The following is a 14,641-nucleotide window of genomic DNA, read 5'->3' on the forward strand; positions in this document are numbered from 1 at the left end:
CAAGCAATTGTCTTTACCCAAATCCAAACCCAAACGCCAACTACTGTTTAAGTGGATATGAAAAAATTTAAGGGTAAAGGGTGATACGATGAAGGAAAAACAAAATCATTTAAAATCTCCAGATTTATTACCGATTCCGCATAGTGGAAAGAAGATTGGAACGTTTGGGTTTGCATTTATTTGGGTTGGAATGGCCGTCGTCTTAGCAGCTTTTGCAATTGGGGGCTCAGGTGTCCAGAGTCTCTCACTCGGTTGGGTTATTTTAGCAACGATTATAGGGTCGATAGCTATTGGGCTTTTTATGACAATGACTGGAGACATTGGGGTTGAACATGGACTCTCGTTTCCAGTTTACTTAAGAGCTCCATTTGGAACAATGGGTACTCATATACCATCGGTCATAAGGGGATTTGTAGCTTCCTGTTGGTTTGGGATTAACACCTATTTTGGTTCAACAGCTATGAATGGTATTTTGTTTGTTTTATTTGGTTTTGATAATTGGTTTGTCTGTTTTCTAGTATTTGCTACACTTCAAATCGTTAATACATCACTAGGAATTAAAGCGGTAGAGCGCTTTGCTGATTTGGCAGCACCTATAATTATTATTATATCTGGATGGATGTACATGACTTTATCAGATCAAGCTTTATCACAAGGCCGCGATGTATGGGCTTGGATAGAGAGTCCAGTGACAGGTGGAGCTGCTGTTACAGCATTTATAGTAGTGATTATGAGTAATATGGGATTTTGGGGCACCTTAGCGGCCGACATGCCGTCTATTTCCCGCTTTATTAAAGCACCGAAACATGAGAGAAGTTGGATTAAGCGAAATAAATCACAAATCGTTGGTAGTTTGATTGCTTTACCAATAACTCAAACATTCATGGTAGTAATTGGTGCGGTTTCTTATATTGCAGTTTCTAATTACGACCCGGTTGTTGCTCTTCAGCAGGCTGCGAGTGGCTTAGTGCTTGGTGTTTTATTACTTATGATTGTATTTGCACAATGGTCTACTAACATCTCTGCAAATTTAATTCCGGCTGCGACAATTTTTTCAAACGTGGGAGGCCCTAAAGTTCCATTTTGGGCAGGGGTTGTTGCTGCGGGCTTAGTTGGTACTCTCGTTCAACCTTGGAGTTTATTTGATATTATCATTCCAGCCTTATTAATTGTTGGTGGTATCTTATCTGCCATTGTAGGTATATTAATAGCCGACTATTACCTTATTCGTAAACGTCGTGTTAATGTTCCAGACTTATATAACAAAGAAGGTCAATATAAGTATATGAATGGCTTTAATTTAGCTGGTTTTATTGCTTTTATCTTAGGAGGCACGGCATCTTATTTTCTAGCAAACTATTCGTTCGTTGTTGGATTTGTAGTAGGGTTATGCTCCTATTATTACCTAGCGAAATATTGGTGGTTTGAAAAATATAAACAGGCTGAACTAGAGGATCCGAATGATCAGAAATACTTAGGTATAACAGTAGGTAGAGATTGGGTAATACCTGAAGAAGATGATGCAATGATTGAGCAAAGATCGTCAAGAGAAGTGAAATAGCTAGTAGGAAGGGGTTCTGTATGTCTGATTATCAGGATTTCATTGCAGAAAGAGAGCAAATAGATTTTCTAATCGAACAAGGATACCAAATCAAGTCAGTAACTGAAAATTTGAGCGGTGCATTCGTTGATTTTGAATTAGTGACACCTGATCCGAATGGTTATAAAGAGCCAATTGAACGTTTGCATCTTTTAACTGCTGATGCTAGAAAGTATTTTAGCTCGCTGATTATTGCCCAGAAGAAATTAAGTTAAGTTAATCTTTCCAAAGAAGGTGTTATATATCATATTAGATTATATAGATTTCGCATTAAGATGTAACAAAGTTCATAGGAACTTTTGTTACATCTTTTTTTGGAAAAATTAGTTACAAGTACAAGATTCATATTATAATGAATATAGATTAATATATGTTTGCCGATAAGACAGTAAAGGAAGTGAATGAATGCAATCAATCACCATTACTGAAATATTAAAGCGGAAGCATTTTGAAAAAGCAGAAGTAGTTGCTGGTACAAGTGGCCTACATAAAAATGTAAAATGGGTCCATGTCGTTGAAGTAATCGCGATTAAGAAGTTGTTGAATGGTCACGAGCTAATTCTAACAACTGGTTTGGGCTGGAAAGAAAATAAAGCATTATTCAAATCATTTTTAACTCAATTAATAGAAAGCAATGCAACAGGGTTATGCATTGAAGTTAGTTCGCACACCTCTTTTATTCCTCAAGATATAATAGATCTTGCAAATGAACATCAATTTCCAATTATCCTCTTTCATGAAGAGGTGCCGTTTGTACAAATTACGCAGGATATCCATTCACTCTTAATTAACCATCAATACAGATTGATCTCAGATCTAGAAAACTACTCTCAGAACCTAAACAAAAAATTACTCGAAGTTAATAATCATAAAGAAATTCTTGTCTTTTTTCAGACTTTTCTAAATGTACAAGTGGTTGCTTTCTTTGATGAAGAAACGATCCTTTTACCAGAGCTCCCAACTAAAGAAAGGTGGAACTTAATAGAAAAGATTAAAAATAACCAACAAAGTAGTTTTAAGTATATGGCAAGCCAATCTGTTCAGGTTCTAGAAAATCACTTTGCAGAACTTGTTATTTTAACAGAAGATCGAGAAATAAATGAATTTGATCTTTTAATACTCGACCGGACGACTACTGCTCTTGCTCAACATTTCTTAAGAGATTTATACGTAGAAGAAAAAAGAAGACTTGAGGAAACAGAATGGATGATAGATTGGCTTGATGGGCTTCATAATAACGTTGAAATTAAAGAACACCTTTCATATTTAGAACCAGGATTAAAATTAAACGGGGGAGTGGTTTGTGCGTGTAAATGGCAATCAACAGATCACTCAACAGCAACCACTTTAGATAAAACGTATTTTAAGCTTCTTTTCCGAACCATTTTTGAACAACAAGGCTTTTATGTTTTTTCTATCGAGGTAAAGCATCATATCATTTTCATTCTAGGGAATCAGAGGCCTTTAAAATCATGGAAACAAAGAGTGGAAGAAGCGTTTAAACGATTTGAAAAAGTTGACTATAATCAGAAGTTAAAAGCAGCAAATATCTCTTTTGGCATCGGAAAGTTTGTTAAGCAGTTGAATGAGATACATAGTAGTTATAAGTCTGCAAAAGAAACATTGTTGTTTCAGAAAATGCTAACCAAAGATGGACAAAGCTATTTTTATGAAGATTTACACATGTACCGGATCATGTCCTTGTTAAATAAACACAGTGATTTACAAGAAATCGTTCTAGAATATTTACAACCTGTTATTGACTATGACAACAAATTCAATGGCAAGTTAGTTGAAACTTTGAAAACGTATTTAGCTTGTAATGGTTCAAAACAAGAAACAGCCAAAAAGTTATTTGTAGTAAGACAGACGATGTACCATCGAATAGAAAAACTTGAAACACTTCTCGGGAAAGATTTTATGAGCTCGGAGAAACGCTTGGCAATTGAGTTCATGCTATTAGCTTATGAGTATCTAAATACAACTGAACGATACACGAAAGCATTACCAGATCTGTGAAAGGTTGTTCCAAGGTTTTAAAAACTTTGGGGCAACCTTTTTTTAGTCTGAAAATAAGTTGATTTGTAGATTAAACGTTAAGACTGTTCATTTTGTGGAAAAAAAAGACTTAGTTATTTGACAAAACGTCTAATGATAGCTGTTTAGGAACAAGAGATAATACTTATAAGAGATAAGTAATTTAAGAGAAATGGGAGGCTAAATCATGACCGTAATAAAAAGACAAACGAATGTGTTGAAAAATTATATTAATGGACAATGGGTAAATGCAAACAGTGGAGAAACATTAGATGTCATCAATCCTGCTACGAATGAGGTACTCGCTAGTGTTCCAGTTTCATCGACCACTGATGTAGATCAAGCCGTGAAAGCGGCAACAGAAGCTTTTCAAACTTGGAAGAACACACCAGTACCAAAGCGAGCGAGAATATTGTTCAAATTTCATACATTACTATCAGATCACCATGATGAACTTGCGAAGCTGATTGTGCTAGAAAATGGTAAAGCATTTAAAGAAGCACACGGTGAAGTACAAAGAGGAATAGAGTGTGTAGAATTTGCTGCTGGAGCACCGACGTTAATGATGGGTGAAACATTATCTGGCATAGCAGAAGAAATAGATTCAGAGATGTTCCGTTACCCATTAGGGGTTATCGGTGGAATCACACCTTTTAACTTCCCAATGATGGTTCCATTATGGATGTTCCCGTTAGCGATTGCATGTGGTAATACATTTGTCTTAAAACCATCTGAGCGAACACCAATGTTAGCAAATAAACTTGTTGAATTGTTTACTCAAGCCGGAGCTCCGGCAGGTGTTTTAAATGTTGTTCATGGAGCACATGATGTAGTAAACGGCTTACTCGATCACGAAGATATAAAAGCGATCTCGTTTGTTGGCTCTCAGCCAGTAGCGAAATATGTATATGAGCGTGCTGCTGCAAATGGGAAACGTGTGCAAGCGCTATCAGGAGCAAAAAACCACCATATTGTGATGCCAGACGCTGACATTTCAAAAGCAGTTACGCACATTATTGCCTCTGCATACGGAAGTGCAGGACAACGTTGTATGGCTTGTAGTGCGGTTGTTGTGATTGGAGATGGCGATCAATTTGTGGAAGAGTTGAAATCAAGAGCTGATGAGTTAGTTATCGGAAGTGGTTTAGAAGATGACGTTCTTCTCACTCCTGTTATTCGCGACTCACATCGTACCAAAGTTTTAGAGTATATCATTAAAGGTCAAGAAGAAGGAGCGGCACTTATTCGAGATGGTCGTAAAGAGATGGATGAAATGACCACTGGAAATTTTCTTGGTCCGACCATTTTTGATTATGTAACACCTGATATGACGATTGCAAAAGAAGAAATTTTTGCTCCTGTCGTTAGCTTACTTAGAGCAGACAGTTTAGATGAAGGATTAGATTACATTAGAAAATCCAGATATGGCAATGGTGCAACCATTTACACGAAAGATGCAAAAGCAATCCGTAAGTTTCGAGAAGAAGCAGATGCAGGAATGTTAGGGGTTAATGTAGGGGTTCCTGCGACAATGGCCTTCTTCCCGTTTTCTGGTTGGAAAGATTCTTTCTACGGTGATCTCCATGTAAACGGTAAAGATGGTGTTAACTTTTTCACTCGTAAAAAAATGATTACATCAAGGTATGATTTTTAATTTTAATTTATATGATGTAGAAGCTAGAGAGGAGGAGCAACAATGGTTAAAATAAACCAAACGAATGAAGCTTTAGAAAAAGACGACAAATATATTTGGCACTCGATGAAGCCTTATAATCCTGATGCGACAATGGTTATTACAAAAGCTGAAGGCTCCTGGATAACAGATAATGAAGGCAATAAGTATTTAGATGCAATGTCTGGCCTTTGGTGTGTCAATATCGGTTATGGACGTACTGAATTAGCAGATGCTGCTTATGAACAGTTAAAGGATTTGGCGTATTATCCATTAACCCAAAGTCACTTACCTGCCATAAAATTAGGTGAGAAGTTAAATGAAATTCTTGGGGAAGAGTATGTAATTTTCTTTTCTAACAGTGGATCAGAAGCTAATGAGACAGCTTTTAAAATTGTACGTCAATATCATCAACAAAAAGGTGATCATCAGCGTTATAAATTTATTTCTAGATACCGTGCTTATCACGGTAATTCGATGGGGGCACTTGCAGCAACAGGGCAAGCGGAGAGGAAATATAAATATGAGCCACTAGCTCCTGGTTTTATTCATGTTACTCCTCCGGATTCATATCGGTCTAATGACTTACCAGAATGTGATCCTACCGAGTTGGAATCGGTCAAAGAAATCGACCGTGTCATGACGTGGGAGATGAGTGAAACGGTCGCAGGAGTAATCATGGAACCGATTATTACTGGTGGGGGAGTGATTATGCCTCCTGATGGTTATTTAACCGGGGTCAAAGAAGTTTGCGAAAAACACGGTGCTCTGCTAATTGTAGATGAAGTAATTTGTGGATTTGGAAGAACGGGTGAACCTTTTGGGTTCATGAATTACGGGGTGAAACCAGATATTATCACAATGGCTAAAGGAATCACAAGTGGTTACCTTCCTTTATCAGCAACAGCAGTGAGAAAAGAGATTTATGATTCATTTAAGGGCTCTGAACAATACGATTATCTAAGACATGTGAATACATTTGGTGGGAATCCTGCTTCATGCGCATTAGCTTTAAAAAACCTAGAAATGATGGAAAAAGAAAATTTATATGAGCGTTCCAAACAATTAGGTGCTTGGTTAAAAAGTGATTTGATTAACGTGTTACAACATCATCCTTATGTCGGGGATGTAAGAGGGAAGGGTCTTCTAATAGGGATCGAACTTGTTACTGATAAAGAAACGAAAGAACCCATTGATGTGAGCATTGTAAATAAAGTAATTGCTTCGTGTAAGAAAAGAGGAGTTATTATTGGGAAGAACGGTGCAACAGTTGCTGGTTACAATAATGTGCTAACAATCGCTCCACCGTTAAATATAGAAGAGGAAGATCTTACTTTACTAGTACAGACCTTAAAAGAGGCCTTAAATGAAATTAAATAAAGAACAAGATAAGAGGTCAGCAATCATGTCGATTGCTGACCTCTTTATGTGTGATTATACATTTAGGATTTTTACTCATGCTTCCTATATGTCCCTGGACTAACTCCATATTTTTTTTTAAACACTTTATGAAAATAAGAATATCCACCAAATCCACAGTTTTCAGCAATTTGATCTAATGTCATTAATGTATACTTCATCTGATTAATGGCTGATGATAATCTGATATCATGAGCATATTCAATCATCGTTTTCCCAACACTATTTTTGAACAGGTGGGCTGCACGTGAGATACTTAGTCCTGAATGCTTGGCTACTTCTTCAATTTTAAATGCAGTTAAAGCATGTTCTTCAATATAACGCATCATTCTGGTTACAACATAAGGCCTTTCACTATATGTAGAAGCTGTTTCGGTTACCGCACGTTCCAACGATAAGCAAAGTGCCTGAAGTAAGAAGCCGGTTAATTCCTTATTCTGTTCCGTATAAGGGCGTCGTTCCTCAATAATTATATGTCGCCATAATGATAGGATTTTATCATCAATATCAATTCTAGAAATGCTAGGTTTAATGGAACTTTGCCACCACTGATCAAGCCATTCACCTCGACAGAATAAGTAATAATCTCCACTCATCTGTCCTTCTTCAATTCGAAGCTCATAAGAGTCTCCGGGTTTAATTAAAAGAAGATCTCCTTTTTCAATGAAGAGTTTTCTTTTGTTTACATTCACTTCGCAAGATCCTTCTGTTTGAAGACGAAAAAGATAATCATTTAATCCAGATTGATGGAAAGAATAAAATTGTTCTGTATGATAGGAATAATTACACAAGCCAATATTAATCATTTGAAAGTTCTCCTGTCTTTTAAAAAAAGCAAAATAGTAGAGGTTTTTATTATATCATGTATGGTTAACATCGGATGAATCAGATATGATTCAGTAATTACCTTTAAAGCCGATAGGGGATTAGATTAATGAAACATCATTATATTTATTTTATAGGACTGATTCTTGTATCTATTATCTGGGGAGCTAACTTCGGAATATCACGTTGGGCCATGGATGTATTCACTCCAGAAGTGTTTGTGTTTATTCGTTTTTTCTTTGCGTTTCCAATTCTATTTGTCCTTCTTTATAAGTTAGAAGGAGGAATAAAAGTGGAAAGAAATGATTTAATTAAGCTAGCGGTCATAGGTTTTCTAGGGGTGAGTATATTAGAATTACTTGTTATGTACTCAATCAAATTTACGACTCTTGCCAATGCATCTTTATTAAATGTAGCTCCTTGGCCTATTTTTGTCGCACTCTTTGCTCCTTTATTTACTAAAGAAGTGATGACGAAGAGAATTCTCTTTGGAGGGTCGATGGCTTTTGTTGGTGTTGCTTTAATTATTTTAGGGGGAAATCAGGCATTTGACCTTTCTTCTCAATATATGCTTGGAAACCTTTTAGCTTTATTAGTGAGTTTAATTGGAGCATTATTTAATTTAGCTTGCATACCTTTAATGAAGAAGTATTCTGCATTACGTGTAACAACCTGGTATATATTCTTTGGTTCTATCTTTTTATTTCCATTTACGATCGGAGGATGGAGTGCAATCGAATGGTCCAATCTAACTCTACCAGTTTGGGGAGCCATTTTTTACAATGTTATTTTATGTACAATTACTGCGTTTTTAGTATGGAATTTAGCAATGAGACGGGTTGGTGCAACTAAATCTAACTTTTATCGTTATGTCGTGCCAGCAGCGGCAGCAGTTACGGGCGCTTTGTTTTTTGGTGAAACGATTCTATTCACTCAAATTATCGGAGCTTTCATCATTATGTCCGGACTTGTATTTATTGGCTATGAACGAAAAAACGATCTCAACAAAAAGTATGATCGTTCTAAGTTAGCTTAAATATTCGACGCAAGAAAAGAGTACTTTTTTAGAAAAAAGTAAAATAATTGATGTCCTAACACTTTCATTGATGTTCAAAAGGTCTAAACTTATCTATGATAGATAGAGAATGTCAGTAAGAATAAAAATAATTGAATATGAATGTGACATGATAAGAGTATGATCATTTGTATTCATATTTTTCTTATTCATAAAAATACTAGTTGAAGAAAAGAGGGTCTATGATGACAACCATTAAAGTAGCTGTACAAATGTACACTTTGCGTGACGAAACAGAAAAAGATTTTGCTGGTACTTTAAAAAAAGTAGCAGAACTAGGTTTTGAAGGTGTGGAATTTGCTGGTTACGGTGGATTAACAGCAGAGGAAGTAAGAACGCTTTTAGACGAGCTTGGATTAGAGGCAGCAGCTAGCCATGTTCCACTAGATCAATTACAAAATAATTTAGCAAAAGTTATTGAAGATCAGAAAGCTTTAGGAAGTAAATATGTCGTTTGTCCTTTCTTAATGCCTGACCAACGAACTGAAGAAGACTATCAAAAATTAATTCCTTTTCTTGAAAAAGCTGGTGAGCAATGTAAACAAGAGGGTATCACTCTTTGCTACCACAATCATGATTTTGAACTTGAGCGTTTGAATGATGGAAGAATGGCACTTGAGGCCATTTTTGAAGATACAAGTGCAAGTAATGTTCAGACAGAGTTAGATGTGTATTGGTTAACAAAAGCGGGAGAAAATCCAGTTGAGTGGATTAAGCGTTATCAAAACAGAGCCCCGCTTGTACATTTAAAGGATATGACTACAGATGAAGAGAAGTTTTTTGCAGAGCTAGGTACTGGTGGGGTTGATATTGAGAGCGTTATCGCTATCGGTGAAGAAGCTGGTGTCAAATGGTGGGTAGTGGAGCAAGACGTGAGTCGTCGTACACCACTTGAAAGTATTGAAATCAGTATGAACTTCTTAAAAACAAAACTTCCGCAGTTTAGCTAATTTTAGTTTAACAAGCGCAATGGGTTAGTAGGCTCATTGCGCTTTTTGTTGTCTAAATTATCGAAAAATAAGTTGAAAGATTCAATAAATTAAGAATGTTTGTGAATAAACCTAACAAATAAGCTGTATTTAAAATGTATCTTTGTGATAATGAACGAAACAAATACATATGAGGTGGTTGAAAAATGAAATTATCTGAATTAAAGAAAAGTGGTCACGCACCTTCGTTGTTGTCGTCATTTTTATATTTTGATATTAGTTTTATGATATGGGTATTGTTGGGTGCTTTAGGCGTTTATATAACCGCAGATTTTGGATTAACTCCTTCTCAAGTTGGATTAATTGTAGCTATTCCGATATTGGCTGGCTCTTTTTTTAGAATAATTATGGGTATTTTAACTGATCGGTTTGGTCCGAAAAAAACAGCGATTGGTGGGATGCTGGTAACAATGATCCCATTATTATGGGGATGGTTATTTGGGTTTACTGTAGCTGAACTTTTTTTAATCGGAATTTTACTTGGTGTTGCTGGAGCGAGCTTCTCAGCTGCCCTTCCTATGGCGAGTCGTTGGTACCCTCCCCATCTACAAGGTTTAGCAATGGGGATAGCTGGGGCTGGTAACAGTGGAACATTACTTGCAACGCTATTTGGGCCAAGAATCGCAGAACATATTGGCTGGAACGGAGTGTTTGGCGTTGCACTTATTCCGTTAACACTTGTTTTATTTTCTTACATCTTTTTAGCAAAAGAGCCTCCTAATCAACCAGCTCCAAAACCTATAAAAGAATATTTCTCTGTTTTTAAAGAAAAGGACACATGGTACTTTTGTATACTTTATAGTGTTACCTTCGGTGGATTTGTTGGTCTAGCTAGTTTTTTAAGTTATTTCTTTTCTACTCAATACGGAGTGTCCGGGGTTAGAGCTGGTGATTTTGTTACGTTAGTTGTGGCTGCAGGCAGTTTCTTAAGACCTGTTGGAGGTTTAATTGCAGATAAAATCGGTGGAGTAAAGTTATTACAGATCTTATTTATTGGAGTAGCAATATGTATGTTTGCTGTCAGTTTACTTCCTCCTTTAGCGATGGTTACTGTAGCTTTATTTGTTGGTATGGGATGCTTAGGAATGGGGAATGGTGCTATCTTTCAATTAGTACCACAACGTTTTCAAAAGGAAATAGGAATGGTGACAGGTGTAGTTGGAGCGGCGGGAGGGATTGGAGGATTCTTCCTTCCCAATATACTTGGATCACTGAAAGATCTAACAGGAACATACGCAGCTGGCTTTATAACCTTCTCATTAATAGCATTAGTCGCACTTGGCATACTCGTAGTTGCTCAAATTGGTTGGAGAAAACAATGGAAGTTATCAGGAAAATCAGTTCGAATTTAATAGTTGTTTTTAAAGGAACCGTAGTCAAGTTGCTACGGTTTTATTTAAGGAGAAGAAACTAAAATCAAGAAAGTAATCTGAGACTGCCTTCTAAAACGAAAATTTAGAGTATAATAGAAAAGCCTGTTTTCTAAGGTGAAAAGAGAGAATGTAAAATAGGGGAGAATCATGAAAAAACTAATTGTTTTAAACCTGTTCCTGTTGGCTGTCCTTTTTTTAGTTGCTTGTACAAACGATCCTTCAACAGACGAAAATAAAGAGGACATCTTAATAGAAACAAGTAGTGCAGTAGAAACTGACGAAGTTGAGGTTGATGAGCAGGAGCATAAGGAAGAATCGCCAGAAGAATCAAATGGAACTTTTATACAAGCAACAGTTGTTAGAGTGGTTGACGGTGATACAGTTATAGTGAAGTTACCTAATAACACAGAAGAAAGAGTAAGATTGTTATTAATAGATACACCTGAGTCTGTTCACCCAACAAAACCCGTTCAACCATTTGGTCTTGAAGCAAGTGAATTTGCAAAAGAATTGATGTATCCAGGGAAAACGGTAGAGTTGGAACTAGATATTATTGAAAGAGATAGATATGGTCGATTACTTGCGTATGTCTGGATAGGAGAGAGATGCTAAATGAACTATTACTAGAAAATGGACTGGCGCGTGTTGCTTATATTTTCGCTCCAAATACAAGACATGTTGATCGGTTTTATGAAATTCAGAAGAAAGCCCAACAACAAGCAATAGGCATTTGGAGTATTGAAAACTATGCAACAGAAGGTGGTTTTGCCGAGGAAGTGGACTTAGAAAAGCAAGAACCTTCTAAGCTAGCTAACGCGTGTGATGATCCTAAGATTAAAGGGAATCATAGCTCTAGTGGAGACTTAATTTACCATATTCCTGGTGGACAGTATTACGAGAAAACAAATCCAGAAGAAATGTTCTGTACTGAAGAAGAAGCAAAGGAAGCAGGCTATCGCAAGTCAATGAGATAAGTAATTTTTAGGGAACTTGTGTTTTAAGACACTGGTTCTCTTTTTTGTATGGAATAGAATAGGTAAAGATCTTTTCTATTGACGTGGATTTTTATGAATACTTCAAGTAAAGTAAGGGGGAAAGGGAGGAATTAGTATGTCTAATATCCGTATGACTGGGTCTTTTCAATGGATGAAAACATTGAATAAATCAACAATATTAAATACTATCCGTCTGCATAGTCCTATTTCAAGAGCTGAGATAGCTAAGAAGACTAAATTAACCCCTCCAACGGTAACGAATATAGTAGCGGAATTAATAGAAGCCAATTTAGTTAGAGAAAGTGAGATTGGTGTTTCAAAAGGTGGGAGAAAGCCCATCTTATTAACAATTAATGACCAAGATTCTTTTATCGTAGGAGTAGATGTGGGGGGGCATCTTATAAGGACAATTGTGACTGATATAAATGCTAAAATCTTAACAAAATTTGAGATTGCTTTACCTATGGAACTAACTATAGAAACATTTATTGAAAAATTGATCCAAGCAATTGATGCTGCCATAAATAAATCAAAAGCACCAAAGGATAAAATTCTTGGAATAGGAGTGGGAATGCACGGAATTGTTGACTATGAGAAAGGGGTTTCCATATTTGCCCCTAATTTTCAATTAACAAACATTCCGATAAAAAGCTGTTTAGAGAAACATTTTCAGATAACTACTTTTGTTGAGAATGATGTAAGAGCGTTTGCGTTAGGCGAAACTTGGTACGGAAATGGACAAGGAACCGAACATCTAATATGTATTAACATTGGTGTAGGTATTGGAGCGGGGATTATATTAAACAGTGAATTATTTCATGGAAATAATGGGATAGCTGGGGAATTTGGCCATATGATCGTTGATATTAATGGAGAAAAATGCTCATGTGGTAGTTATGGATGCCTGCAAACGGTTGCTGGAGGAAGTGCATTAAGAGAAAGAGCTCTTAAAGAAATAAAAGGAGGAAGGCAATCGTTAATTTATGACCGAGCACAAGGACAAATCGAACGGATTGATGGTGCCTTTATTTTTAATTGTGCCAAAAGTGGGGATGAACTAGCTCTCGAAATTTTGGCTGAAACAGGCACCTATATTGGAATTGGTGTTCTGAACCTGATTAACGTCATTAATCCTGCACGAATTATCGTTGGAGGAGGCGTGGCAAAAGCTGGGGAATTTGTGTTAGAACCTTTACGTAAAATCGTAAAGCAACGTGCTTTAACATCTGGAGCGAGAGAAACAGAAATCATTCATTCGAAATTAGGTGATGATGCTACCGTGATTGGTGCGGTAACGTTAGTGTTGAAAGATTTATTCAGTCCACGTGTAAATGGTGAGTAGCTACTACTAGCAATTTTCTTTTTTTTATTGTGGAAGGGATTTCAAAACAAGAAAAACGTGTTATAATCTTAGTTAATTAAATTAATTAATAAAGTTGCATTGATCATATTAATAAATTGAGGTGTGAACAAATGGGTGAAAATCAAAAATTAATGTCATTGTTTGATCAGTTTTATCCTACATCAACCAAAAAAGATAAGCGTTTATTCTTTGCTCCAGGACGAGTGAATTTAATTGGAGAACATACAGATTATAATGGAGGCTATGTATTCCCAGCTGCTCTTACAATTGGAACTTATATGGTTGTTCGAGAAAGAGAGGATGAAGTTTTTCATTTAGCTAGCTTGAATTTTGATCAAAAAATAACTTTCTCTTTACATGAATTGGTTTTTAAAGAGGAAGATGATTGGGGCAACTATCCTAAAGGAATTATAAAAGAACTCGTAAAAGAAGGTGTTTCTTTAAAAGGGGCTGATATTTTATACGAAGGCACAATTCCCAATGGTGCTGGTCTTTCTTCATCGGCTTCGATCGGTATGGTAACAGCCTATGCGCTATCAAAATTAGCTAATGCTAAATTGTCACGAGTGGATTTGGCTAAATTATGTCAACGTATGGAAAATCATTTTATCGGGGTAAATAGCGGAATTATGGATCAATATGCAGTAGGTTTGTGCAAAGAAAAACATGCTATTTATCTAAATACGATGACGATGCATGCAGAGGATGTTCCACTAGAGCTACACGGTCATAAAATTGTGATAACAAATACGAACAAGAGAAGGGGTCTTGCTGACTCGAAATATAATGAACGTAGAGCTCAATGTGAGGAAGCGTTAAAAAGAATTCAGCGGGAAAAAACTAGTATACAAACACTAAGTGATTTATCTGTTGCAGACTTACCTTCTATCGAAAGGCTAATAGATGATGAATTGCTTTATCGTCGTGCCAAGCATGTTGTGACTGAAAATAAAAGAACAAGTGATGCAAAAAAAGCGCTACAAGCTGGTGATTTACTCTTGTTTGGGCAGTTAATGATCGGTTCTCATCTCTCACTAAAAGAAGATTACGAAGTGACTGGAAAAGAGCTCGATGCCTTATTTGAAGCACAAAGACGTGTAGAAGGATGTGTCGGAACTCGAATGACAGGAGCCGGATTTGGTGGATGTACGGTTAGTGTTGTAAAGGAAGAAGCCGTAGAATTATTTAAGGAATCTGTAGAAGTGGAGTATGAACAGGAAACTGGATTAACACCAACTTTCTATATTTGTGAAGCAGGTAATGGTGTTCATGAGGTCCAAGGGGAGGTATAAA

General features: G+C 36.5%; 12 protein-coding genes and 1 pseudogene. 12 read left to right on the plus strand and 1 reads right to left on the minus strand.

Annotated elements, in window-relative coordinates; all coding sequences use genetic code 11:
- Positions 1 to 88: 88 nt before the first annotated feature.
- The 5 genes from JCM9157_RS10615 to JCM9157_RS10635 all read left to right on the plus strand — a co-directional run bounded on the left by JCM9157_RS10615 (position 89) and on the right by JCM9157_RS10635 (position 6,689).
- Positions 89 to 1,561 carry an NCS1 family transporter gene (locus JCM9157_RS10615; RefSeq protein ID WP_035664575.1) on the plus strand — a complete coding sequence of 491 codons (1,473 nt, stop codon included), beginning with the start codon at positions 89 to 91 and terminating at the stop codon, positions 1,559 to 1,561.
- Between the two features lie 20 nt (positions 1,562 to 1,581).
- A complete protein-coding gene (locus JCM9157_RS10620) occupies positions 1,582 to 1,815 on the plus strand; it encodes a hypothetical protein (protein ID WP_035664577.1) in 234 nt (77 codons plus the stop codon).
- A gap of 190 nt (positions 1,816 to 2,005) precedes the next feature.
- Positions 2,006 to 3,619 carry a PucR family transcriptional regulator gene (locus JCM9157_RS10625; RefSeq protein WP_035664579.1) on the plus strand — a complete coding sequence of 538 codons (1,614 nt, stop codon included), beginning with the start codon at positions 2,006 to 2,008 and terminating at the stop codon, positions 3,617 to 3,619.
- Between the two features lie 205 nt (positions 3,620 to 3,824).
- Positions 3,825 to 5,291, plus strand: a complete 1,467-nt coding sequence (locus tag JCM9157_RS10630) for a CoA-acylating methylmalonate-semialdehyde dehydrogenase (RefSeq protein WP_035664581.1) — start codon at positions 3,825 to 3,827, stop codon at positions 5,289 to 5,291.
- A 42-nt stretch (positions 5,292 to 5,333) separates the two neighbouring features.
- Complete coding sequence (locus JCM9157_RS10635; RefSeq protein WP_035664583.1) at positions 5,334 to 6,689, plus strand: aspartate aminotransferase family protein; 1,356 nt, start codon at positions 5,334 to 5,336, stop codon at positions 6,687 to 6,689.
- Positions 6,690 to 6,760: 71 nt separating this feature from the next.
- Here JCM9157_RS10635 and JCM9157_RS10640 read toward each other — a convergent pair whose 3' ends face one another.
- Positions 6,761 to 7,534: an AraC family transcriptional regulator gene (locus tag JCM9157_RS10640; RefSeq protein WP_035664585.1), complete on the minus strand. Its 774-nt coding sequence runs from the start codon at positions 7,532 to 7,534 to the stop codon at positions 6,761 to 6,763.
- Positions 7,535 to 7,662: 128 nt separating this feature from the next.
- Here JCM9157_RS10640 and JCM9157_RS10645 point away from each other — a divergent pair, with 128 nt between their 5' ends.
- The 7 genes and pseudogenes from JCM9157_RS10645 to JCM9157_RS10670 all read left to right on the plus strand — a co-directional run bounded on the left by JCM9157_RS10645 (position 7,663) and on the right by JCM9157_RS10670 (position 14,640).
- Positions 7,663 to 8,589 (plus strand): DMT family transporter, encoded by a 927-nt coding sequence (locus JCM9157_RS10645; protein ID WP_035664587.1) that lies wholly within the window; start codon positions 7,663 to 7,665, stop codon positions 8,587 to 8,589.
- A 224-nt stretch (positions 8,590 to 8,813) separates the two neighbouring features.
- Positions 8,814 to 9,578 (plus strand): sugar phosphate isomerase/epimerase family protein, encoded by a 765-nt coding sequence (locus JCM9157_RS10650; protein ID WP_035664589.1) that lies wholly within the window; start codon positions 8,814 to 8,816, stop codon positions 9,576 to 9,578.
- Positions 9,579 to 9,763: 185 nt separating this feature from the next.
- Positions 9,764 to 10,969 carry a nitrate/nitrite transporter gene (locus tag JCM9157_RS10655; RefSeq protein ID WP_035664590.1) on the plus strand — a complete coding sequence of 402 codons (1,206 nt, stop codon included), beginning with the start codon at positions 9,764 to 9,766 and terminating at the stop codon, positions 10,967 to 10,969.
- Between the two features lie 168 nt (positions 10,970 to 11,137).
- Positions 11,138 to 11,667: pseudogene (locus JCM9157_RS26200) on the plus strand (thermonuclease family protein); the annotation flags it as partial.
- A gap of 99 nt (positions 11,668 to 11,766) precedes the next feature.
- Entirely contained in the window at positions 11,767 to 11,964 is a 198-nt protein-coding gene (locus JCM9157_RS26205) for a sunset domain-containing protein (protein WP_439644344.1), read from the plus strand.
- Positions 11,965 to 12,100: 136 nt separating this feature from the next.
- On the plus strand, positions 12,101 to 13,327 hold the full coding sequence (locus JCM9157_RS10665; RefSeq protein ID WP_052013086.1) for an ROK family transcriptional regulator: 1,227 nt from the start codon (positions 12,101 to 12,103) through the stop codon (positions 13,325 to 13,327).
- A gap of 131 nt (positions 13,328 to 13,458) precedes the next feature.
- Positions 13,459 to 14,640, plus strand: coding sequence for a galactokinase (locus tag JCM9157_RS10670; RefSeq protein ID WP_035664591.1), 1,182 nt, complete (start codon positions 13,459 to 13,461; stop codon positions 14,638 to 14,640).
- The last annotated feature ends 1 nt before the right edge of the window (position 14,641 follow it).

The organism is Halalkalibacter akibai JCM 9157 (genome assembly GCF_000513135.1).
Classification (GTDB): Bacteria; Bacillota; Bacilli; order Bacillales; family Bacillaceae_D; genus Halalkalibacter; species Halalkalibacter akibai.